The organism is Endozoicomonas sp. 8E, assembly GCF_032883915.1.
Classification (GTDB): Bacteria; Pseudomonadota; Gammaproteobacteria; order Pseudomonadales; family Endozoicomonadaceae; genus Endozoicomonas_A.
Map to the genome: position 1 here is coordinate 3,893,184 of NZ_CP120717.1, position 22,798 is coordinate 3,915,981.

A 22,798-nucleotide genomic window follows, 5' to 3' on the forward strand; every position below is an offset into this window, starting at 1 on the left:
TAACCAAATGAGACATTTAGCGGAGCAATCAAACAGCCATGTAAAAGAAACGCAACTATGCCCCCTGACACAGCGCTGACAGCAACATCACAATAACCACATTTACGATTAAAGCGAGACTGCTATATCCAGACTGACACAGATTGATTTTCTTCGCTCATGGCTGTCTATAACTAATCAATTGGAAGATGAAGCGTTCAAACTTCCATCAGGTCCTTTTCTTTGCTGGCCAACGCCGCATCAACTGCCGCAATGTATTTGTCAGTTACCTTCTGGATATCGTCCTGTGCACGACGTTCATCGTCTTCACTGATTTCTTTTTCCTTTTCCAGCTCCTTGATATCGGCCAGCGCATCACGACGAATATTGCGAATAGCAATTTTAGCGTTTTCAGCTTCCTGGCGTGCCTGACGGGTGTAGCCCTTCCGGGTTTCTTCAGTCAGCGGAGGCAGAGGGATACGAATCACCTCACCGGCAGTGGAAGGATTCAGACCCAGATCAGATTTCAGGATCGCTTTTTCTACATCAGGAACCATTTGCTTTTCCCAGACACGGACAGCCAGAGTCCTGGCATCTTCAGTAGAAATGTTAGACACCTGGCTCAATGGCGTCTCGGAGCCATAATAGGAGACCCTGACGCTATCGAGCAGACTTGGGTGAGCACGGCCAGTACGAATTTTGGCAAATGCACCATCCAGAGAGTCAACACTCTTGCTCATGCGCTCCTGCGCATCTTGCTTAATTTCTTCAATCATTTTCCACCCCACTCACCAGTGTTCCTTCTTCGCCACCTACCACTGCATTGAGCAGAGCACCGGATTTATTCATATTGAAAACCCGAACGGGCATCTGCTGATCACGGACCAGACAGATCGCAGTCAAATCCATTACGCCGAGTTTGCGCTCGAGCACATCATCATAGGTCAGGGATTCAAATTTTACTGCATCAGAATGTTTAACCGGATCCTTGTCATATATACCGTCAACCTTGGTTGCTTTCAGCACAACATCGGACTCAACCTCAATACCGCGAAGGCAGGCTGCAGAGTCTGTTGTAAAGAAAGGATTGCCGGTACCCGCTGAAAAAATCACCACATCACCACCATTGAGGTAGCGCATTGCACGACGATGGTCATAGTGCTCTACAACACCATCCATCGGAATGGAAGACATGACCCGGGTATTGATGTTTGAACGCTCAAGAGCATCACGCATGGCCAGAGCGTTCATGACCGTGGCAAGCATACCCATATGGTCACCAGTCACACGGTCAAGGCCAGCAGCACTCAACGCTGCACCACGAAAGAGGTTTCCACCACCGATAACGATACCGACCTGAACGCCGATACCCACCAGCTGGCCAATTTCCAGAGCCATTCTGTCAAGAACACTGGGATCAATGCCAAAGTCCCCCGCTCCCTGAAGGGCCTCGCCACTGAGCTTAAGCAGAATGCGCTTGTATTTCGGTTGTCGATCATTTGCCGGCATATTCAGCTTTCCAATTCAGAGTTAGGCGAAGGAGCGCCTGTCCCCGATAGCCTGCCGACTCACCCCACTTCCTGCCAAATGAGCTTTTTGCACTGTTAGCAACTCAAAAGCGGCCGGTCACATACAACCTTGCAGCAGTGCATCATTGCTCAGTCACCAGAACACGGGTAAACCTGCAGACCCGCTGAACAGGCTCAATCAAGCCTGTTCAGCTCACAGGTCAGGCACCATCCATTAACCAGTAATAACCAGTATCAGGATCAGAGTCCAGCCTGAGCGCGAACTTCAGCAGCGAAGTCCACTTCTTCTTTCTCGATACCCTCACCAACTTCGAAACGAACGAAGCCAGTGATGGTAGCACCAGCTTTCTTGGCCAGGGCACCCACCTTGACATCAGGGTCTTTAACAAAAGGTTGTTCAGTCAGACTGTTTTCAGCCAGGAACTTGTTGATACGACCAACAATCATCTTCTCGATGATTTCAGCTGGTTTGCCAGACTGCTCTGCCTGAGCTTTGAAGATTTCCTTCTCTTTTTCAACCAGGTCAGCTGGCATGTCGTCTTTGTTAACCACCTGAGGATTAACAGCAGCAACGTGCATAGCTACATCACGAGCCAGCTCGGAGCTGCCACCGTCCAGGCCAACCAGAACAGCAATACGCTTATTACCGTGAACGTATGCGTCAATCACGCCACCTTCAACGATTTCAATACGACGAACACCAATGTTTTCACCGATCTTCTGCACCAATGCCAGACGAGCTTCTTCCAGCTCACCTTCCATCAATTTGGCTACGTCAGTTTCCTTACGGTCAAAAGCAGCGTTTACCACTGTCTGAACGTAACCCAGGAAGTTGTCATCACGGGCAACAAAGTCGGTCTCGGAGTTAACTTCAACCATGACACCGAAGCTTCCATCTTCAGCAACCTTGGTAGCGACAATACCTTCAGCGGCGGTACGACCTGCTTTCTTGGCGGCTTTTGCCTGACCAGATTTACGCAGCTCTTCAATCGCCTTTTCAATATCACCTTCTGAAGCAACCAGAGCCTTTTTGCACTCCATCATGCCCAGGCCAGTGCGTTCACGCAGTTCCTTAACCAGTGCTGCAGTAATTGCTGCCATGGTGGGTTCCTCTCGCAAATATTCAATAAGGGATTAAGGGCAGCCTTGAGCTTATTTATTTAGCGCTTCAAGCTTATGACATACAAAATAGGCTTGTGCATACTGAAGCTCTTGTCAATGACCACCCCAAAGTGACAAACGCTCTTTTAAATCTGAAAAAGGGGGCCACGCCCCCTTTTCGCAACGACCAGAAGATTAAGCTTCCTTAGCGTCTTCCTGGCCGTCTTCAGCCTTGGCTTCAACTGCTTCTGCAGCTTCTACTTCAACTTCTACAAACTCGCTTTCAGCGCCGGTGTTGGCAGCAGCACGACCTTCAAGAACAACATCAGCAGCAGCTTTAATGTATAACTGAATGGCGCGAATCGCATCATCGTTACCAGGGATAACGTAGTCAACACCTTCAGGACTGGAGTTGGTGTCAACGATACCAATGACAGGAATGCCCAGCTTATTGGCTTCCTGGATAGCGATGCGCTCGTGCTCAACATCGATAACAAACAGTGCGTCTGGCAGACCACCCATTTCCTTGATACCACCCAGAGAGCGATCCAGCTTTTCCAGATCACGACGGCGCATCAGGGCTTCTTTTTTGGTCAGCTTTTCGAAAGTACCATCTTCAGCCTGAGCTTCCAGATCACGCAGACGACGTACAGACTGACGAATGGTCTTGTAGTTGGTCAGCATACCACCCAACCAGCGATGTGCCACGAAAGGCATACCGCAGCGAGCAGCTTCTTCACGGATGATCTTACCGGCAGCACGCTTGGTACCAACGAACAGAATCTTGTTCTTACCTTCGGCCAGCTTGCGAATGAAGCTCATCGCTTCATTAAAGGCAGGCATGGTGTGCTCAAGGTTGATGATATGAATCTTGTTACGAGCACCAAAGATGAATTTGTTCATCTTCGGGTTCCAGAAACGAGTCTGGTGACCGAAATGCACGCCCGCCTTGAGCATGTCACGCATGGTGACTTGAGCCATGAGAATTCTCCTGTTACAGGGTTAGGCCTCCACACACCCCATGAGTTCGACCCAACGATCAGCTCTCGCCGACAGCGCCCGGGCACCCTGAATCATGTGTCGGTGTATGTGAGTTCTGTTTTCAAAATCAAATAATAACCTCGCAAATCAGGTGACCCTGAACACGAGGACGCAGTTTTATACCACAATCTAATGATGATTCAAAGTCGACAGATTTCTTTGAAGGAGGATTCATTAAACAGTTGCGGCCGGTTCCGGTTTACAATAACCAACTCTCACTTCTTTTCTGTTAGAATTTCAGCAATGAATCCGTAAAGCCCCTGGGAAGCCACCGAAGTAAACCGTCATGAGTGATCAAAACGACCTTGTTACCCTGTCATCAGAGGTCACTCACTCTAGAGCACTCTCGGTGTTTCCCGCGCCTGACAAAGAATATTTGAAATGAACGTTACGATCAAAACCCCTGAAGATATTGAAAAAATGCGCATCGCCGGCAAGTTGGCTGCCGAAGTGCTGGAGATGATCACCCCCCACGTAAAACCTGGCATTACTACTGGCGAGCTTGATCGTATCTGTCACGAATACATCGTTAATGAACAGCAGGCTATTCCTGCCCCCCTGAACTATGGTGCTGCACCCGGTCGCCCCGGTTTTCCAAAATCCATTTGCACCTCTCTGAACCATGTTGTCTGTCACGGCATTCCCAATGACAAGAAAACCCTCAAGAACGGCGATATGCTCAACATCGACATAACTGTTATCAAAGACGGTTACCACGGTGACACCAGCAAGATGTTCCTGGTCGGCAACGTCCAGCCCTATGCAGAAAAGTTGGTAAATGTCACACAGGAATGTCTCTACAAGGGCATCGAAATCGTCAAGCCCGGTGTAAGGTTAAGTGATATTGGCCGGGTGATCGCCCAGCATGCTCATGCCAACCACTACTCTGTGGTTGAAGAGTTTTGCGGCCACGGTATCGGAAAGGTCTTCCATGAAGATCCCCAGGTACTTCATTACGATGGTTATAGCGATCATAACGATTATGTTCTGCAGGAAGGCATGACATTCACTATTGAACCTATGATCAATGCTGGCAAGAAGTTCACTAAACTCCTGGGGGATGGCTGGACTGCAGTCACCAAGGATCGTCGCCCTTCTGCTCAGTGGGAGCACACCATTCTTGTTACCGCTAATGGCGTCGAGGTACTGACTCTCAGAAGTGAAGAAACTCTTCCTTTTTGATCCCTGAATGGCTCGCACGTTTTATCTATGGAATCTGATCTGTAGAATTTCGCCCACAAAAAGTGCGAGCCGTTTTTTTAGCGACGGAGTGCCAGGAGAATAATCTATTATGAATCACGCAAGCCCAAATATTCCGGATCAGCTTAAAGTCCAGCTGTTTGATAAAGACTCGTTTGTTACCGCCCTGAGTAATCAGCCTCCCATCCCTCTTTATAAAAACACGATCCAGTCTGGCAGAGATACCCTCAACCAATGGTTCAGAAAAGAAGTCAATATTGATCAGCTGGTTTATAGTCATACTTGGCTTATTGATCAAATTCTCATCACAGTGTGGGAACAATCTGCCTGGGACGATTCTGAACACATCAGCCTGCTTGCAGTAGGAGGCTACGGTCGGGGCGAACTTCATCCCGGCTCCGATATCGACATTCTGATTCTTCTGGAGCATGACGAGTACCAGACCCACCAGACAGAAATCGAAACTTTTTTGACGACATTGTGGGACATCGGCCTGACAGTAGGCTCCAGCGTGCGGTCCATAAAAGAATGTGCCGAACAGGCCAGAGACGATCTGACCATCATCACTAACCTGATGGAAGCACGCCCCCTCTCCGATCCTGAAAACCTGAACAAACAACTTCAGGAAAAGATCAGCGTCCACCGTATGTGGCCCAGCAATCAGTACCTTCAGGCCAAATTTGACGAACAGAAAGCCCGACATAAAAAGTACGCTGACACCGCGTACAGTCTGGAGCCCAATATAAAAGGATCACCCGGCGGCATCCGTGATCTGCACATGCTGGGTTGGACAGCAAGACGTCATTTCGGCACCCAGGATCCGATCAAACTGATGGCTTTGAATTTTTTGACAGAAGCCGAATACGAACAACTCATCCGCTGCCGGGCATTCTTGTGGAAGATACGTTGGGCGCTGCATACACTGACCGGCCGGGGCGAAGACAGACTTCTGTTTGACCACCAGCGATCACTGGCTGAACAGTTTGGCTACCAGGACCAACCTGGCTCACTGGCGGTAGAACAGTTCATGCAAAGCTACTTCCGCACGGTTCTGATTGTTGGTCAGTTCAAAGACCTGATCCTCCAGAATTTTGATGACAAGATCCTGAATGCGGACAAACCGCAGACCGTAACGGCTATCAATGATCGATTCCAGATACGCAATCAGTATATTGAAGTCACTCATGACCGGGTATTCGCTGAGCACCCGCCAGCGATTCTGGAAATGTTTGTCCTCATGACCCGCGACCCCGATATTCTCGGCCCAAGGGCTGAAACCATCCGGTTGCTGCGTGATATTCGTCACACCGTTGACAGTCAGTTCAGAAAAGACCCAAGGTGCGCAAAATTATTCCTTCAGCTTTTGCAGGCACCCTATGGATTAACCATCAGCCTCAGAAGAATGGCTCGCTATGGTATCCTTGGCCGCTACTTGCCAGAATTTGGTCGCATAATCGGCCAGATGCAGTTTGACCTGTTCCACAGCTATACAGTCGACGCCCATACTCTGTTGCTGATCAAGCACCTGCGTAGCTTTCGCTACGAAGAAAACAAGCATCGCTACCCTATTGCCTCTCAAATCATACATGACATCAAAAAACCTGAGTTACTCTATGTCGCCGGTCTTTATCACGACATTGGTAAAGGGCGTGGAGGAGATCACTCTCAGCTGGGCGCAGTTGATGCCGAAGTATTCTGCCGTAGACACGGCCTGCGTCGTGTAGATACCAAACTCATTGTCTGGCTGGTACGCGAGCACCTCACCCTGTCGACAACGGCCCAGAAAAAAGACCTGTCGGACCCGGAAGTCATTCAGGATTTCGCTCGTAAAGTGGGCAATCTGAACAGCCTGAACCATCTCTACCTGCTCACTGTTGCCGACATTAATGCTACCAACCCTGAGTTGTGGAATGGCTGGCGCTCTTCTTTATTGCAACAACTTTATAGCCAGACCCGCCTGGTCCTGGAGTACGGCATAGAGAATATGCCTGACAGTGATGAAAGACTACAGGACATTCAACAAGAGACTCTCGAACTGCTGGCTGATGACAATCTGGACATACAATCGATTCATTCACTCTGGAACACTCTGGATGACGACTACTTTTCCCGTCATGACCCCCATGAAATCGCCTGGCATACGCAGGGAATTCTCGCTCACCAAGAGCAGCAGCCCCTGGTATTGACCCGGGAAACAGACACTGACAGGGAGCACGGTGGTTCTCAAATTTTTGTTTATGCCCCTGACCGACCCAATCTGTTTGCTGCAACGGTAGCCGGACTCGACTCCCTGCACATCAGTATCCAGGACGCAAGAATCATTACCTCCAGTGATCAGTTCAGTCTCGATACTTATACCGTATTAGAAGAAGACGGTTCAGCCATAGGTAACAATGAGTCTCGCATTTTGCAGATTCAGAGTTACCTGCAAGATATCCTCAGCGATCCGGGACATATGCCCGTTGCAGCCCAGAGACGCACCCCCAGACAACTGAGGCACTTCGCCAAAGAGCCTCTGATCACCATCAGCAACTTGCCCGGCATTAAAAAGACACTACTGGAGATCAAGGCAACCGACAGACCCGGACTTTTGGCCAGAGTCGTAAGGACTTTCGTGGAACTGGAGCTGCAAGTCCATAATGCCAAGGTTGCTACCTTTGGTGAAAAGCTCGAAGACAGCTTCTTTATCACGGATAAAAACCATCAGCCCATCAGTGATCCTGATGTTGCTGAGCATATCTGCCTGACTCTGAAGCAGATTCTGCAACAGGCCTCTGAACAGGATGTCATCCGCTTTCAGAAACCATAAGTTTTTAGTCAGACCGGTCAGGGCTTCAACCTGCTTATGACTCCAGTGTCCCGTTGTGCCTGTGCCAATGAACACCGGAGTCAAGAAAGCATTAACGACACCTGCAAAGTGTTGCATAGTCGGAAATATTCTAAATAATTAACATCTTTTTTCAGTGTCTTAACTATTTTTAAGCTTTTGATCAACAGGTGTGATGATGAAAAAACTATATCTTATCCAGGTATCGTTCAGTTTTGTCATTACTCTGTTGCTCCTGCTGGCCCCGGTAGCTTCAGTTGCCGAGAATTTCCTACTTGTTTTTAAGAGTCCGCAGACCTTCGTCAGAGTACACCTCTCTGTACCCCTTAATACAGAAACGAATCAAGCATCGGTAGAACAAGGATTGCAAGAACAACCCTCTGGATTGTTACCCAGTGATGATCGTGAAGATCAAAAATATACAACGGTAGGTGGCTTGCCAATCTCTGATCCGACGCCTTCTTCCCAGGCCCAGCTCTCTGATCTTGCATCAGGTGGTAACGATGAAAATCAGGAACCTGGTGCAGTGGGAGGTATGCCGGTATCTACCGAAAGTCAGTTCTATGATTTGACATACCTTATTAACGACGAAGGCCAGAACTTTGGGGGGCTTCCTTCACCCGTTTCACTGCATTTCATTGACCCTGATGACGGGACTGGACCCACTTTTTCCCTACCCTTAACAACTCAACCCGCTGCTACATCGAAAGAATATATCCGCCCAATGCCAACCAAAAGTTCAACCGTTTCCTCCTGGTTGGAAAGAGTGGAGGCTGACGGTGATGCATTTTTTTTTGAAGGCTCTCCAGATCAGCTGGATGAATTTGTCGTTCTGTTTGCCAGTCTGGTTGCTACGGAAGCTAAAGAAATGAATTCCTGTCAGCCTTTCACCCGGCTCGGCAGCTATATATGTGACTCGGACGTAAATCCGCGCTGGTATCGAGGAAGAATTGCGGTCCTCACTGAGTCAATCGCTATAGCGGCAGTTACCAGTGTTGGATTTAGTTTGGGCATCCCTGCCTTAGGAGGCACATGTCTGGGTACCGGGATCTGTGTTCCTCCCAGTATTTTACTGTTAAGCCGCGCCCGATTTCCAAACCGGTTTCAGGTGAGTTTCACATTTCGATCGAATAATTTACTCATGAGTGAGGAAATCAATCATTTGCAGCAGATAGTAAATTTACTGCAGTGCACAGGAGGCTTCAATCTGGTGTCATTTAATTTCAACGAGCGGACCTCCATCCAGACACTGAGGTTTATCGTCCAGGTGCCTGATTCAGTGAATGCTGGCAATCTCCGCGGCTTGCTTGAAAGGCACAATCAACAATTAACAAATCCGTTTCAAATAAAGGTATCTTCCATTAGCGAGCCATCAACACATCCTGTTGGTCTACTGGAAACCAGCCTCTAGAGCTCAGATTAACTTTATACCCGTTGTTTCGGACTGCAGCAGCCTGGTATCAAAACGCTGTAAGAGAAGAAATAACATACTCCCCCCCGCTGAATTAACAAACAGGTCGTTATGAGAAACATAGAAACAACCTGTTCAACTCAAACGTTCTTTATTGAAATAAACCCAACCCATTAAAAAAAGAGAATATCTGGAGTTTTTTTGAAAATTCTAATATCTTAGCATCAAAATCATACAGTAGAAACACAATAAAAAAGATCAAAACTTAAATCCGCCGACTAAAAAAGTGCGACTGAAAAAACTTAGTAATTGAACACTGAAGTATAAGCACAACATTATGCTCTGATAACGTAATAAGACGCACAATGATAAAAAAGCATTGCCCAGATAAAACATTCTGCTTTGGGCTAGAGTCTCAGCCCCCACCTGCTATGAACGTATAAAGCAGTTCAACAGATCAGTTAGTCAAATATATGAATACTTTTTCCTTCTCTATTTTTAAGTAATTTGGTCAAATAATTTCCCGATTTATTCTTTGTTTTTCTTTGTTTTTCTTTGTTTTCTTGTTAGTAAAATTTGTGGACACCCCTTTATTTTATATTTAATAGACAGAAATATTCTAAATAAAAAGCATCTTTTTCCAGCAGCTTAACTATTTTAAAAACGTCTGATAATCAGTTGTAATGATGTTTTAGTCTTTAAAGGACACATTATGGCGATTGTTTTATTACCCCTTTACAGTTTGCAGGTAACACCATCAACAATCATGGAAGAGTGTTTCCGGGTAAGCATTAATTGAATGCATTTTCTGTTTTTTTTTCGGGAAGGCGTAGTTGCTTGCCGGGTCTTTGTTCTGCCTTGGACCAGCTATCCCTTTCATTGTTATCTAATCCACCGAGCAGTTTGGAAATGCGTTTCCGGCTATTAAGCTGGAGGAGTAATTATGAAAAAACTTTGTAGTGTTAAGGTGATGTGCAGTTTTGTCGTTGCATTGACGTTTCTGCTGACCACCATGGTTTCAGTGGCCGATAATTACGTGCTTAACTTTAGAACCTCACAAACACTCGTCAAAGTATACCTGTCTATAGATCCAGAAACTAACACTGATGGAGAACCAGGAGAGCCAGCCACCGCCACCGGGATGTCCCCCGGTGATGTGAGTGAAAGCCATGAACATAACACAGTCGGCGGGTTACCCATTTCTGAGCCGCCACCTTCAGTCCAGAGTCAGCCTCGCGAATTGACATCGATAGGCACTGATGAAAACCTTGAACCCGAAACAGTAGATGGCATTATACAGGGACTGCTAACTGAGTTGACAACGGTTGGGAATGCTTTAGATGAGGAACTGGGAGCAGCGGGCGGCCCGCCCGTTTCTACCCAGAGTCAGCCCCTTGATTTCAGATCTACTGGTATTGATTTAGATCGGCAGCCCGGAGCAGTTCGGCGCTGGCCAGCTTCTTCGCCAGTTTCAGTGTCTTTTATTGACTCTATCGACGCAGCTGATTCCACCTCATCTGCCCAACCCTTAACCAATCAACCTGATGATGTGTCGGTGCATTCAGTCCACTATCTGAAAACAGGGAGCTCAATCGTCTACGCCTGGTTGGAAAGAGGAGAGGTAAGCGGCGGCAAACAGTTTCATTTTCCTGCAAATGAACTTAAAGCATTTGTCCGGATATTTGCCAGTCTGGTTGCTATGAAAGTCAACAAAATGCGTAGCTGCAAGCCCTTTCTGCGTTTCAGCACCTATGTATTTAGCTCCGAAGCAAATCCGACCTGGTCATGTGGAAAGTTTGCGGTACTCTCCACGTTTCTCGCCGCAGCAGCAGGTACCGGCACTGGATTTGCTACGGGAATCTCTGGATTGGCGTACGGATTTCTGGTCGCAGGGAGCATCGCTACTCCTCTGAGTACCTGTTTATTCAGCCATATGCGTTTTCCAAACCAGTTTCGGGTGAGCTTCACTTTCACTTCAAGCCATTTGCTCATCAGTCAGGAAGTCTATGATTTTCAGCAAATTGTGAATATTCTGCAGTGCTCGGGAGGTTATGAATTGGTATCATTCATTTTGGACGAGCAAAACACCAGCCAGACACTGACGTTCAATGTCCGCGCGCCAGATAACGTGGATGCCAACCAGTTTCAAAACTGGCTGGAAAGTAAGAATCAGCAATTATCTAATCCGTTTCAGATAAAAGTCTCTTCCATGGGCGAATCCGAAACCATGCTTTAGAGCCAAGATTGGAATTATCCGCAGCAGGCAGATCAATCCTCATCTAAACATCCCCCCACTGATTCAAAGAAATCAGCGGGGGATTCTCTTTGCAGCTACTTTTTCACGATTTCGCAGTGATTCCTGCTTCGTCACAGATTCCAATGAGCCTGCTCAAAAGGCCTACACGCCATGTCCTGACGCTAAGATATTCCTGGCAACAAGATGCTATCTTGCTGTAAATCCCGGTGATACTCCGCTTTCGCTGCTGCGACACCCTCGTTCGCTGGAGGTCTTACGCGAATTGAAGATAAAAAACACCTTTTTCCAGTGGCTTAACTATTTTAAGGCTTCTGATTAACAGGTGTGATTATGAAAAAACTTATGCTCATCAAAGTATTGTTCAATATTGTCACTGCAGCAGTGTTTCTGCTGGCTCCCAAGGTTTCAGCAGCCGATTACTACGTGCTTAATTTCAAAACTTCAAGGACTCTCATCAAAGTCTCTTTATTCATAGGCCCTGACAGAGTGATCGACAGAGTATCGCAAGCATGCCGACCACAAGGGCATTCCTTTGTGTTACCAGACGTTGATACCAGTGGGAATCGAAAATCCAGAAAGGCTGAAGGGCTGCCAATTTTTAAGTCATCATTTTCCAAGGTTCACCCCTCTGGACTGACACCGTTTTATAATGATGAGACCGAGGATCGAGGCGCCGTTGGAGGCTTGCCGATTGCAGTATCTTTATTCGAGCTTGAGTTTGAGTTTGATTCTGATGATGAAGGTGAACCCCCTTCTCCAGCGCAACCCATAACCACTCAACCCGAAGCGATAACGACCCATTCCATCCAAAATCTTAAAACCGGAAGAGCCTCTATTTCCGCCTGGCTGGAAAGAGCAGAGATGCTCGATGACGCCCCGTTGATTCATATTCCTTCAAACCAGCTGAATGCGTTTGTCAGCGCGTTCGCCAGGTTGGTTGCTGCGGAACCTAAAGAAATGAATACCTACCAGCCTTTCACCCGGTGTGGAAGCTTTGTATGTGACTCGGCCGCAAATCGGCTTTGGAAATATGGAAAGTTTGTGCCTTTCTCTGCGTTGTTTTTGACAGCAGCAAGTTCCACTGCTGCATTTGCTATGGGAGCTGCTGGTTTTGGTGCCGGATCCCTGGCTGCCGGGTCACTCTTCGCCTCTGTCTCTGGCTTATTTTATAGTCATACCCACTTTCCAAATCAGTTTCAGGTCAGCTTCACATTTAGCTCGAGCAATTTCGAAATCTGTATTTTGCAGCAAATAGCGATTATGCTGAAATACTCGGGCGGTTACGAATTGGTATCGTACAGTTCGGACGATCAACACGGTAGCCAAACGCTGAGATTTAATGTCAGGGTGTCGGACGCAGTAGATGCCAGCCAGCTAAAAGCCTGGCTCGAAAGTCATAATCATCAATGGGGCAGCCCTTTCCAGATAGAGGTCTCCGACCTCAGCGGACCCAACTATTATATGGGTGAGCGGGAATTCAGACTTTAGAATTCAGCTTGCGTTTATGGGCGGAAAACAGGACGTTTGTTGTCTCATCGCAACCGTCTTTTATCAATACAGGGCGGCCTACTGACAGAAAACAACTAAGACACCTCCTGCAAGAGGTGTTGAAAAACGCCCATAAAGTAACATCACAACCGATCTAAACAGCCTCGATATCTTTGTCAAAAAGTCTAATAAAATACTTTATTTACTATGGTCAAAGGGAATGACTGACTGATAGTTGTCATAGTCGGAAATGTTCTAAATAAAACCCCCTTTTTTCCATAGGCTTAACTATTTTAAAATTTCTGATTAACAGGTGTAATCATGAAAAAAATTTCGAGCTTCAAGATATTGTGTAGTTTTTTCACTGCACTCGTGTTCCTGCTGCCCCCCACAATTTCAGTCGCAGATAATTTCGTGCTTAATTTCAAATCCCCACGGGCACTCGTCAAAGTTTATCTGTCCATATACTCTGACACAAAAACCGAGGCTGATGAACCATCCGCAGCCCCCGGATTACAGGGAGACTACTCGGAATTGCCAACCGATGAAAATAGTGAAAGCCGGAGACCTGACATGGTTGGCTGGTTACCCGTTACCGGACCAATGCCTTCTGACCCTGGTCATTCGCCTAGTTTGACATTGCCTGCTCATGATATTAATCAGGAGCATGGAGCTGTTGGGGGCGAGCCGGTTTCTCCGGCAAATGATGCGGCTTTCTTACCAGTCTCAGTGTCTTTCTTTGATTCTGATAATAGAGCTGAATCCACCGCTCCCGTCCAGACTCTGACCACCCAACCTGCTGCTATGGCGAGACGATCCGTTGAATATCTACCCACAAGAAGTCCCTCGGTTTCCGCCTGGCTGGAAAGAGCAGACCGTGGCGATGGTAAGCAGTTTATAAACATTCATGAAAACCAGCTGATAACGTTTATCCGCCTATTCGCCAGACTGGTGGCTATGGAAGCCGACGAAATGTATTCCAACCGGCCTTTCTACCGGCCTAACTGTGTATCAGACCCGGAAGCGGTGGAGCCCAGCTCTCAGCTCAGCTGCTTATGTGGTAACCATATATGTAACTCGGAAGTAAATCCGTCATGGTCTTATATGAAATATGCGCTTGTGGGTACGCTTCTCGTGACAGGGGGTGTTTCAGGAGCTGGATTCGGTGTGGGGATTCCAGAGCTGGGAGGCGGATGCCTGGGTGCAGGACTGGTCGCTTTAGGTCTGGAAGCCCTATTCTTTAGTCATACCAACTTTCCAAAAGAGTTTCAGGTAAGCTTCACGTTCAGCTCGAGTAATCTGGAAATCGAGACTTTGCAGCATATGTTGCCCATACTGCAATACTCTGGAAGTTATGAGTTGCTCTCATTCAGTTTGAACGAGCAAAACGCCAGCAATACATTGAGTTTCAGGCTGCGGGTGACGAATGCTGTGAATGCCGACCAGCTAACTAACTGGCTCGAAACTCGAAATCAGCAATTAGCTAATCCTTTTGAGATAGAGGTCTCTTCTACCGGCGAGCCGACAGATAACGAGCAGGTAGATAACAAGCAAGCAGATAACAAACAGGCAGATGGCGAGCAGGTAGATGGCGAGCAGGTAGATAAGAAGCAGGCAGATAGCGAGCAGGCAGATAACAAGCAGGCAGATAGCGAGCAGGCAGATAACAAGCAGGCAGATAACAAGCAGGCAGATAGCGAGCAGGCAGATAACAAGCAAGCAGATAGCGAGCAGGTAGATAACAAGCAAGCAGATAGCGAGCAGGCAGATAACAAGCCAGCAGATAGCGAGCAGGCAGATAACAAGCCAGCAGATAGCAAGCAGGCAGATAACAAGCCAGCAGATAGCGAGCAGGCAGATAACAAGCAGCCAGATAATGAGCCGGCAAATAGCGCGCAGGCAGATAATGAGCCGAAAGATAACGAGCTGATGGATACAGCCGAACGCGAAACTGTACTTTAGAGCTCATATTAACTTTACAAAAGGCGGCAGGCCGGTTAGCTTTCCTATCGTAACAATTCATTATCGATAAAGCTGGCCTGCCGGAAGAAAATGAGTAAGGCACCTCTGATAGGTGATACTGAAAAATACCAGAAAGTAATATTACAGTATAATTTGAATCACTTCGTTTTTTTCTGGTAAAAAGTCTAAGCAACGTTTTTATTATTTTTGTGCTACTCCATTCTCTTCACCTGATAAAAAATTCGAAGAAATATTTTATATCTTTAGCCGTCTTTTTATTTTTCCTCCATCGTTAATTACTCAGCAGGAATGGCTGATTGAGAGTTGTTACGTTCAGATATCATCTAAATAAAAATCATCTTTTTACAGTGGCTTAACTATTCTGAAGCTTTTGATTAAAAAGCTGTGATTATGAAGAAAATTCGCAACATTAAGTTATTGTGCAACTTTGTCACTGTAGTAGTTTTCCCTCTGACTCCCGTGCTTTCAATAGCGGATTATTACGAGCTTAATTTTAAAACCTCACGGACATTGATTAAATGTCTACCTGATTGTAGTCCCTGACACAGAAACTGAATAAGCATCCAGAGTACAAGAACTACAAGATCAATCCTCCGGGTTGCTAAACGATGATAATAGTGAAAGCAGGGAATGGAAAGATGGCAATCTTGTCTACGCTTTGTTTAACAGCGGCAACTTCTGCTGCTGGATATGGTTTAGGATTTGGCCTGAGACTTGGATGTCTTTTCGCAGGGCTGGAACTCAGTCTACTTCCTACGTATTTATTTAGCATTACCCGGTTTCCAAACCCGTTTCAAGTGGACTTTACGATTAAACGATATAGCCATCCATCATAGAGCCTATAATTTTCAGCGTATAGTAAACATGCTGCAATGCTCAGGTGCTTATTATTTGATCGGATTTCGTTTTGACAGGGAGCGCAACAGCCAGACACTGAGGTTTGATATCCGAATGTCGAATGCCGTAGATGCCAACCAGCTAAAAGATTGGCTCAAAAGTCATAATCAGCAATCACCCAACCCCTTTCGGATAAGGGTCACCTCTATGATGAGGAGGTCTGCACATACAGGCGATCAAACAACCAGCCTATAGAGCCCGGGCTGAACTGTCTCGATATGCTGACAGGTAAAAAGCCTTATAAGGCATATCACCACACTCTGGTGAACCAGTGTCTTGCATTCACCAAAGCCAGATCACTGCTGGACTAAGGTGCATCGATCTGTACAATAGAGCGACCCTTCATAATGGAGCCTGATGGACTTAGACGATTTCAGCCATTTCCGGAAAGTCTAAGTCCAACAGGCGCCAAGTACCAGATTTGCTATCAGGGTCTGTATTTTATGATCAACGCCTATCACCGTGATACTGAGCAGTACTGCATCACCCGCATACAGACCGATGTGGCGCTTCCTGAAAATACGCTCTGGCTGGACCTTGTTGAACTGGACGAAAACGAGGATGACTGGCTGAAACAGGAGTGCCCGGGATTTATAGAAGACGAAGATGCACTGTACGAGATTGAAGCCTCATCACGATTTTTTGAAAGTGAGACAGGTTTTCATATTCGTTCCCTATTCCCTCATCAGGCAGGGCAGGAATTTCGCAGCATCAACGTTGCCTTCAACCTTCGTGACGATCAGCTGGTCACTCTTCAGGATGAGCCTACCGCCCTGTTCCGACTGATGAGAAATTACCTGAAACTGCAACACATCAAGGCACGAACACCGATCGATATCTTGATCGCATTGTTTGATACTAAAGTTCAGTTTCTGGCTGACACTCTGGAAGAAGTTTACGAGAATCTCGAAGCCACCAGTCAGCATGCTCTTTCTGACGACGACACTGACGTTGACGATCTGTTGAAAAATATTACCCTGCAGGAAGATATAAACGGCAAAGTTCGTCTTAATCTGCTGGACAGCCAGCGCTGCCTCAGATATATACTGAAAAACTGCCGTCACAAGCTGGATGACGGACAGGTGGACCAGGTGCGAGACATTCTTCGTGATATTGACTCTCTGACACCCCACACTGGCTTTCTCTTTGATAAAATCAACTTCCTGATGGACGCCACCATGGGTTTCATCAACCTGGAACAGAACAATATCATTAAGATATTCTCTGTAGCCGCCGTGATGTTTCTGCCACCGACCCTGATTGCCAGCATCTATGGTATGAACTTCAAGGTAATGCCTGAACTCAGTAGCAGTTGGGGATACCCTTTGGCCCTGATTCTGATGTTAGCAAGCGCTCTTGGCACTTATTTTTTCTTTAAACGAAAAGGCTGGCTATAAGTGATCGAGCAGAGTAAAGCCTGCCCATATATCAGGCTTTACTCTCATCTCTGAAACGTCAATTTAACAGCAAAAGATTGCTCTCGTCGCTCAAAACTGATCCTGGCATTGTGCAGCTCGGCGACCACCTTAACCAGCGACAAACCTAACCCGTGACCAGGTGTTGTTCGACTCTGATCAAGCCGGTACAGTCTCTGGAATACCTTATCCTGTTCTGATTCCGGAATACCTGCCCCCTGATCAATCACTGATACTGAATCCTGATCAATACGAATTTTGACCTCACCTTTTCCAGGGGAGTACTTAATTGCATTCTCCACCAGGTTAAACAGGATTCTAAACAGCAACTGTTGATTTCCCTGAACAACCAGAGGTTGCTGCACCTCAAGTATCAGAGACTGCTCACATGCTTCTGCCAAAGGTTCTGCCAGTTCAACCACCTCGAAGCCTATTTCTTTCAGGTCACAGCGGACAAACTCAAGATTCCCCTGCCCATATTCCAGTTTCGTGAGTTCCAGCATGGCATTGAAGGTATGCAGGATCGTATCAAGCTCAGTCTGGGCCTCAAGAATATCCTCAACACCCGCACCGCCATTTCGCAGGTATCCATCCAGCTTAATCCTCAGTCGGGATAAAGGTGTTCTGAGATCATGAGCAATACTGCTGGTTACCGATGCAATGGCTTCTACTGAGTCTTCAATCTGCGCAAGCATTTGATTGATATGGCCTGCCAACTCATCAAATTCATCGCCCTTTTCAGTGACTTTAACTCTGGCTGCTAACTGACCTTCACCGACTTTTGCAGTCACATTATTGATACCGCGTAGACGGGCCAATATTTTTTTTGAAAATAAAAACCCGGTCACCAGTCCCACCAGCAAAACCAATACCATAGCGGTATAAAGTGCCAGAGTGAAACGAGAAGCAAACAGGTTAAAGTCTGAGGAGTTGTAGGCCAGTAACAGGGGACCCCAGCGACTGTTAATACGACTCCCCCTCACTCTCTGGAAGCGACCGTCTCCGAGAACCGAATCGCCCAGTATCCAGAAACTGCCCATCGCTGGAAACAGGGGAACGGTTTCAGGCAGATAATTCAAATTACCCAGATAGCCTTCGGCGCTTTTAAAAACCACCAGCACTTGCCGGTTATTTTCAGCCATCTGACTTACAGCCGCACTTAACTCACTTTCTGAATGGCTTCTGGCCAGGGATGCCAAGGAGTTGAGCTGTTCCAGAACAAACTGATCCTGTCGTTTCTGATAGAAACCCAGGCTGTAGTCTTTCACTAACCAGAGGGCTGACCCACAAAGTACCAGGACAATAGCTGTATGCAGCAGGGTATAGCGCAGCAGTGAGGATGCCCGTAACCGACCCAGAGGGTCAAGCCGGCTCACGGAGAACATAACCTGCCCCTCTCACAGTGTGAATCAGGGATGCCCCTCCGACAGAATCCAGCTTTTTCCTCAATTTAGCAACATGCACATCAATAATGTTGCTGCCCGGATCAAAGTGATAATCCCACACGGACTCAAACAGCATGGTTCTGGAAATCACCTGATCCTGATGCTCCAGGAGAAAGCGCAGAAGCTGGAACTCTCTCGGCTGGAGGTTCACCTCAACCTTGTTTTTGACTACACGCCTGGACAATAGATCCACTTTGAGATCAGAGATAACAAGAGTATTTTTAGCTTCTTTACTGTGCCCTCTGCGAGTCAGAATTTCTGCCCGAACCAGAAGTTCACCAAAAGAGAAAGGCTTGCAAAGGTAATCATCCCCTCCCTGCTTCAAGCCTTTAATGCGTTCATCAACGCCATCGAGGGCACTGAGAATGATTACCGGTGTCTGGTTTTCAGAAGCTCTCAGTGCCGCCAGCACCTTGAGCCCTTCCATCTGAGGCAGCATACGATCCAGAACAATGATGTCATAGCTCTCACCCGATGCCAGAAACAGACCATCCCGACCATTATCAGCCACATCCACGGTCCAGCCATGCTCCATGAATCCCTTGGCAATGTATTCACGGGTTGTCCGGTCGTCCTCAACCACTAGCAACTTCATAATATTCTGTTCCGCCCATAGAAGGTAATCAAAAGCCTGATCATTTTTGGGTCACCGGAATCGGCCTGCCAGACTGAAGATCAACAATCACCTTGCGCACGCCCTTATCCGTCAACAATTCAATTTCAAAAAATACAATACCCTTCTCCTGTTCAAGCTCTGCTTCCATCAGCTGCCCAGGAACAATCTTTTTCGCTTCATCAATGGCTTTCTTCAAAGTCATGCCACTGTTCATTAATAGTTGGTACTTTTTACGTTTCAGCGTTTTGCTGGAAAGTCTGTCTTTTTCGTCCAGCCAGACCTTTCCCGAGTCAGCATCCATAATTACTTCCAACTCAACGCTGTCTTCAGGGTCAACAATGGCAAACTCATAAACCATTCTACCGTCTTCATCATCAATGCCGAATTCGCTGAGATGCCCGGAATAGCGATCAGTAATTTTCGCAATAGCCTGTTCCGGTTTGATTTTGGCATTTTCGATGGCCAGCTGGAGCAGGACATCATCCTGGCTCGCCAGAGCGGCGGTTGATACCAGAAAAAGGCCCAGAACGACCTCTTTTAAAAGCCTCATGACACTTACCTGTATGAAATCAGTGAATAATCGCAAAGGATAGTGACTCTACAATGAAGACCCAATGAGCATAAGATTAACAAAAGTTAATCTTATGCTCATCTCGAATAATGACCGGGCAAAACGCAGACCGGACTACCACTTTCCGAAATTGAGTCCATACTTCCTATTTATTACAAAAAATCGTTCATCTCACAGGATTGAGCATGGACATCCGTCTCTGACCAGATAACATTCAATCAAGGCAGAACCTTACGCATGAAGCAACGATTAAGCCTTCAGAACATTGTTGGAATGGGTTTCATGACCTTCGCCATGTTTCTTGGCGCGGGCAATCTCATATTTCCTCCGTTGGCGGGTCAGCTGGCTGGCACCCACGTCTGGCTCGCTGCGGCCGGGTTTCTGGTCACCGGAGTGCTTCTCCCTTTGTTGGCTGTGGTCATGATTTCCCGAGTTGGCGGCGGCTTTAACGAGATCACCGGTGAACTGCCACGCAGCATGATTGCATTGATGGGTTGCTGCATTTACATCATTGTTGTCCCGATATACGGTGTACCCAGAACCGGCCTTGTTGCTTATGAAGTCGGAATAATCCCGTTTCTGAAAGAGCCCGACAGCACTTCCAGATTGACATACAGCGTCATTTTCTTTGGCACTGCCTGGTATCTCAGCCTGTATCCGGGAAAATTACTTGAATCCGTGGGCAAGATTATCACACCAGCCCTTATCCTCTTGCTGATGATTCTTGGTATTTCTCCCCTCATCTCTCCTCTGGGAGAAGCCGGTGAACCTATGAACGGATATGCAGAAAATCCTTTCTTTAGTGGATTCCTTGAAGGCTATATGACGATGGATGCTCTGGCTGCACTGCTGTTCGGTATTGTCATCATCACCAACCTTAAATCTCATGGCATTACTTCACCCGACGCCCTGGTCAGATACTCTGTCATAACGGCTTTTATAGCGGCTTTCGGACTGGCTCTGGTTTACCTGTCCCTCTTCAATCTGGGTTCTCAAAGTCACGGAATCATTGCACAGCCTGAAAACGGCGGCCAGATTCTTTCCGTTTATGTCAACAAACTGTTTGGTATCTATGGCAATGTTCTGCTTGCAACAGTTGTGACACTGGCGTGCCTGACTACCGCAATTGGTTTGATTACTGCTGCTTCAGAGTATTTCTGTGATCTCTCCGGGAAACTCAATTACAAGGTACTTGTGGCGGCCATCAGTCTCTCCTGCATGATGTTCGCCAACTTTAATCTCAACCAGATGATCGAACTGTTTATTCCTGTTTTACTGGTTCTCTACCCGGTCTCTATTGCCCTGATTCTGCTGGGACTGATCAAAAGCCTGCTACCCAATCCTCAGCTGGTCTACAGAGCCACGCTTCTGGTCACCTTTATACTCAGTCTGGTCGATGCCAGTAAGGGTTTGAACCATCCGATTACACAAAAGCTTCTGGTACCTCTTGAGTCACTGCCAGGGTACGACTTTAATTTAAGCTGGGTTGCACCCTCTGTGGTGACCATTGTTCTGACCTGCCTGATCGGTAAACGCATTACCCCTTCCTAGGAGCCTGACCGAGAATAGACTGCCCTACGCGGCAACTGCTCCTGCGTTGCTCTAGCTCCTGCATCCATGCAGTCGTGCGGCGGCAGCAAATTGGTCTGAAAATCCGCTTTTGTTCGTCAAATAGCTCGCTATTCTCCTCACAAAACCGAATTTTCATCCTCAATTTTCTGCCGTCCTCGCTACGGGCGCTATTCTCGGTCAGGCTCCTAGCCTGCTCACAAGACCAGACTTCTTGGCAAGTCACCAAACATCAAGTAAGCTGCTCGATTTGCGATAGACTATCGCGGCTACCATTCACTCATTTTATGTAAAAACAAGTAGCTTACCCATGACCCGTTTTCCGGTATTACCCGCGGTTATCTTGGCGATATCCGCTTTGACTGGCTGCCAGGTGCTACAAAAACCTGCTCAAACTACGGACAGTCAAAAGACCTCCAGGACAGAAACCGAGGCGCCCGACTCAAAACAGAAGACAGAAGAATTACAAACTTTTAAACCTTCCAAGCCTCTTCTCCCGGATACCATTTCGGTTAAACAGCAACTGGTTCAGACTCCCGCCCGTGTTGGCGGAAAACTGGTGCTGGGCTTTGCAGAGATAGGCACTCTCACAGAATACGGTCTGAAAATGGATGCCAAGATCGATACCGGTGCGGGACGCTCCTCTATTGATGCCAGAAACATTAAGAACTTTGAACGAGATGGCAAAAAGTGGGTTCGCTTTGATCTCCCCAGAACCAGCAAGGCCAATGTCACTCTGGAGCTGCCAGTCAAAGACACCGTCTTGATCAAGGTTCCGGGCGATGAAGATTCCCAGACTCGTTATGTCGTCAACATAAACGTCAAGGTCGGCGATATTACCCAGAACCTGGATGTATCACTGAACGACAGGGAACGTTTTGAATTCCCACTGCTCATTGGCCGGGATTTTCTCAAGGACATGGCCATAGCCAATGTTGGCAAGAAATACATCGCAACCGAGAAAGTACTGGATACATTTACCGTTAAGGTCCCGACTGGCGGCAACCTGAGTATCAAAGAACAGATCGACAAGCCTGTCGACGTCAGTGGCCTTGCTTTGTTTGGAGAGCTTGAAGAGGTTCGTATCAAAGGATTCAAGAACACATTCAAGGCACGTATTGATACAGGCGCCAAAACGTCTTCCATCGATGCGACAGATATTGAATACTACACCAAAAATGGCGAAGAATGGGTTCGTTTCAAGGTCGTCAATGGTGACAATAGCCAGACCTTTGAGCGCAAAGTCCATCGTGAAGTTTCAATCAAACGTCACGGCGGTCTGGCAAACCAGAGCCGGGTTACTGTCTTTATCCCTATAACTTTGGGAAAGATTTCCAAAAATGTTGAATTTACGCTAACCAATCGCACTGGTTACGAGCATCCGATTCTTATTGGTGAAAGACTCCTGAGCAATACAGCTCTGGTTGATGTTGCCCAGCAAAATATTGCTGAGACAAAGAAGTGAGGTT

Annotated in this window: 16 protein-coding genes; 9 read left to right on the forward strand and 7 right to left on the reverse strand. The window is 47.1% G+C overall.

Annotation, left to right across the window (positions count from 1 at the left end):
* Window positions 1-197: 197 nt before the first annotated feature.
* The 4 genes from frr to rpsB all read right to left on the reverse strand — a co-directional run bounded on the left by frr (window position 198) and on the right by rpsB (window position 3,590).
* Window positions 198-755 (reverse strand): ribosome recycling factor, encoded by a 558-nt coding sequence (frr, locus tag P6910_RS12850; protein WP_257255304.1) that lies wholly within the window; start codon window positions 753-755, stop codon window positions 198-200.
* On the reverse strand, window positions 748-1,488 hold the full coding sequence (gene pyrH / locus P6910_RS12855; protein WP_317141688.1) for a UMP kinase: 741 nt from the start codon (window positions 1,486-1,488) through the stop codon (window positions 748-750). The genes frr and pyrH overlap by 8 nt, the downstream gene beginning before the upstream one ends.
* Window positions 1,489-1,748: 260 nt before the next feature.
* Window positions 1,749-2,609, reverse strand: a complete 861-nt coding sequence (gene tsf / locus P6910_RS12860; protein ID WP_317141689.1) for a translation elongation factor Ts — start codon at window positions 2,607-2,609, stop codon at window positions 1,749-1,751.
* A gap of 195 nt (window positions 2,610-2,804) precedes the next feature.
* Window positions 2,805-3,590 (reverse strand): 30S ribosomal protein S2, encoded by a 786-nt coding sequence (gene rpsB, locus P6910_RS12865; protein ID WP_317141690.1) that lies wholly within the window; start codon window positions 3,588-3,590, stop codon window positions 2,805-2,807.
* Window positions 3,591-4,031: 441 nt separating this feature from the next.
* On the opposite strand from rpsB, the gene map reads away from it, so the two are divergent.
* The 7 genes from map to corA all read left to right on the forward strand — a co-directional run bounded on the left by map (window position 4,032) and on the right by corA (window position 17,110).
* Window positions 4,032-4,832 (forward strand): type I methionyl aminopeptidase, encoded by an 801-nt coding sequence (gene map / locus P6910_RS12870; protein ID WP_317141691.1) that lies wholly within the window; start codon window positions 4,032-4,034, stop codon window positions 4,830-4,832.
* A 109-nt stretch (window positions 4,833-4,941) separates the two neighbouring features.
* Window positions 4,942-7,659: a [protein-PII] uridylyltransferase gene (gene glnD / locus P6910_RS12875; RefSeq protein ID WP_317141692.1), complete on the forward strand. Its 2,718-nt coding sequence runs from the start codon at window positions 4,942-4,944 to the stop codon at window positions 7,657-7,659.
* Window positions 7,660-7,852: 193 nt separating this feature from the next.
* Window positions 7,853-9,088, forward strand: coding sequence for a hypothetical protein (locus P6910_RS12880; protein WP_317141693.1), 1,236 nt, complete (start codon window positions 7,853-7,855; stop codon window positions 9,086-9,088).
* Between the two features lie 1,315 nt (window positions 9,089-10,403).
* Window positions 10,404-11,324 carry a hypothetical protein gene (locus P6910_RS12885; RefSeq protein WP_317141694.1) on the forward strand — a complete coding sequence of 307 codons (921 nt, stop codon included), beginning with the start codon at window positions 10,404-10,406 and terminating at the stop codon, window positions 11,322-11,324.
* A gap of 351 nt (window positions 11,325-11,675) precedes the next feature.
* Window positions 11,676-12,833 (forward strand): hypothetical protein, encoded by a 1,158-nt coding sequence (locus P6910_RS12890; protein ID WP_317141695.1) that lies wholly within the window; start codon window positions 11,676-11,678, stop codon window positions 12,831-12,833.
* A 957-nt stretch (window positions 12,834-13,790) separates the two neighbouring features.
* Complete coding sequence (locus P6910_RS12895; protein WP_317141696.1) at window positions 13,791-14,795, forward strand: hypothetical protein; 1,005 nt, start codon at window positions 13,791-13,793, stop codon at window positions 14,793-14,795.
* 1,361 nt (window positions 14,796-16,156) lie between these two features.
* Window positions 16,157-17,110 carry a magnesium/cobalt transporter CorA gene (gene corA, locus P6910_RS12900; protein ID WP_317141697.1) on the forward strand — a complete coding sequence of 318 codons (954 nt, stop codon included), beginning with the start codon at window positions 16,157-16,159 and terminating at the stop codon, window positions 17,108-17,110.
* 44 nt (window positions 17,111-17,154) lie between these two features.
* Here the strand turns inward: corA and P6910_RS12905 are convergent, their stop codons facing one another.
* Genes P6910_RS12905 through P6910_RS12915 form a run of 3 tightly spaced genes read right to left on the reverse strand, consistent with a single transcriptional unit; the run spans window position 17,155 to window position 19,739 of the window.
* Window positions 17,155-18,513, reverse strand: coding sequence for a HAMP domain-containing sensor histidine kinase (locus P6910_RS12905; protein WP_317141698.1), 1,359 nt, complete (start codon window positions 18,511-18,513; stop codon window positions 17,155-17,157).
* Entirely contained in the window at window positions 18,491-19,168 is a 678-nt protein-coding gene (locus tag P6910_RS12910) for a response regulator transcription factor (protein WP_317141699.1), read from the reverse strand. Before P6910_RS12910 ends, P6910_RS12905 begins: the two co-directional genes overlap by 23 nt.
* 40 nt (window positions 19,169-19,208) lie before the next feature.
* Window positions 19,209-19,739, reverse strand: a complete 531-nt coding sequence (locus tag P6910_RS12915; protein WP_317141700.1) for a PepSY domain-containing protein — start codon at window positions 19,737-19,739, stop codon at window positions 19,209-19,211.
* A gap of 258 nt (window positions 19,740-19,997) precedes the next feature.
* Here P6910_RS12915 and brnQ point away from each other — a divergent pair, with 258 nt between their 5' ends.
* A complete protein-coding gene (gene brnQ / locus P6910_RS12920; protein WP_317141701.1) occupies window positions 19,998-21,311 on the forward strand; it encodes a branched-chain amino acid transport system II carrier protein in 1,314 nt (437 codons plus the stop codon).
* Between the two features lie 328 nt (window positions 21,312-21,639).
* Entirely contained in the window at window positions 21,640-22,794 is a 1,155-nt protein-coding gene (locus tag P6910_RS12925) for an ATP-dependent zinc protease (RefSeq protein WP_317141702.1), read from the forward strand.
* Window positions 22,795-22,798: the final 4 nt, after the last annotated feature.

What these genes read in the sequence shown, in the direction of transcription:
- frr (WP_257255304.1), bottom strand. Translation starts at nt 755, where the DNA reads ATGATTGAAGAAATTAAGCAAGATGCGCAGGAGCGCATGAGCAAGAGT.
- pyrH (WP_317141688.1), bottom strand. Translation starts at nt 1,488, where the DNA reads ATGCCGGCAAATGATCGACAACCGAAATACAAGCGCATTCTGCTTAAG.
- tsf (WP_317141689.1), bottom strand. Translation starts at nt 2,609, where the DNA reads ATGGCAGCAATTACTGCAGCACTGGTTAAGGAACTGCGTGAACGCACT.
- rpsB (WP_317141690.1), bottom strand. Translation starts at nt 3,590, where the DNA reads ATGGCTCAAGTCACCATGCGTGACATGCTCAAGGCGGGCGTGCATTTC.
- map (WP_317141691.1), top strand. Translation starts at nt 4,032, where the DNA reads ATGAACGTTACGATCAAAACCCCTGAAGATATTGAAAAAATGCGCATC.
- glnD (WP_317141692.1), top strand. Translation starts at nt 4,942, where the DNA reads ATGAATCACGCAAGCCCAAATATTCCGGATCAGCTTAAAGTCCAGCTG.
- P6910_RS12880 (WP_317141693.1), top strand. Translation starts at nt 7,853, where the DNA reads ATGATGAAAAAACTATATCTTATCCAGGTATCGTTCAGTTTTGTCATT.
- P6910_RS12890 (WP_317141695.1), top strand. Translation starts at nt 11,676, where the DNA reads ATGAAAAAACTTATGCTCATCAAAGTATTGTTCAATATTGTCACTGCA.
- P6910_RS12895 (WP_317141696.1), top strand. Translation starts at nt 13,791, where the DNA reads ATGGAAGCCGACGAAATGTATTCCAACCGGCCTTTCTACCGGCCTAAC.
- corA (WP_317141697.1), top strand. Translation starts at nt 16,157, where the DNA reads ATGATCAACGCCTATCACCGTGATACTGAGCAGTACTGCATCACCCGC.
- P6910_RS12905 (WP_317141698.1), bottom strand. Translation starts at nt 18,513, where the DNA reads ATGTTCTCCGTGAGCCGGCTTGACCCTCTGGGTCGGTTACGGGCATCC.
- P6910_RS12910 (WP_317141699.1), bottom strand. Translation starts at nt 19,168, where the DNA reads ATGAAGTTGCTAGTGGTTGAGGACGACCGGACAACCCGTGAATACATT.
- P6910_RS12915 (WP_317141700.1), bottom strand. Translation starts at nt 19,739, where the DNA reads ATGAGGCTTTTAAAAGAGGTCGTTCTGGGCCTTTTTCTGGTATCAACC.
- brnQ (WP_317141701.1), top strand. Translation starts at nt 19,998, where the DNA reads ATGAAGCAACGATTAAGCCTTCAGAACATTGTTGGAATGGGTTTCATG.
- P6910_RS12925 (WP_317141702.1), top strand. Translation starts at nt 21,640, where the DNA reads ATGACCCGTTTTCCGGTATTACCCGCGGTTATCTTGGCGATATCCGCT.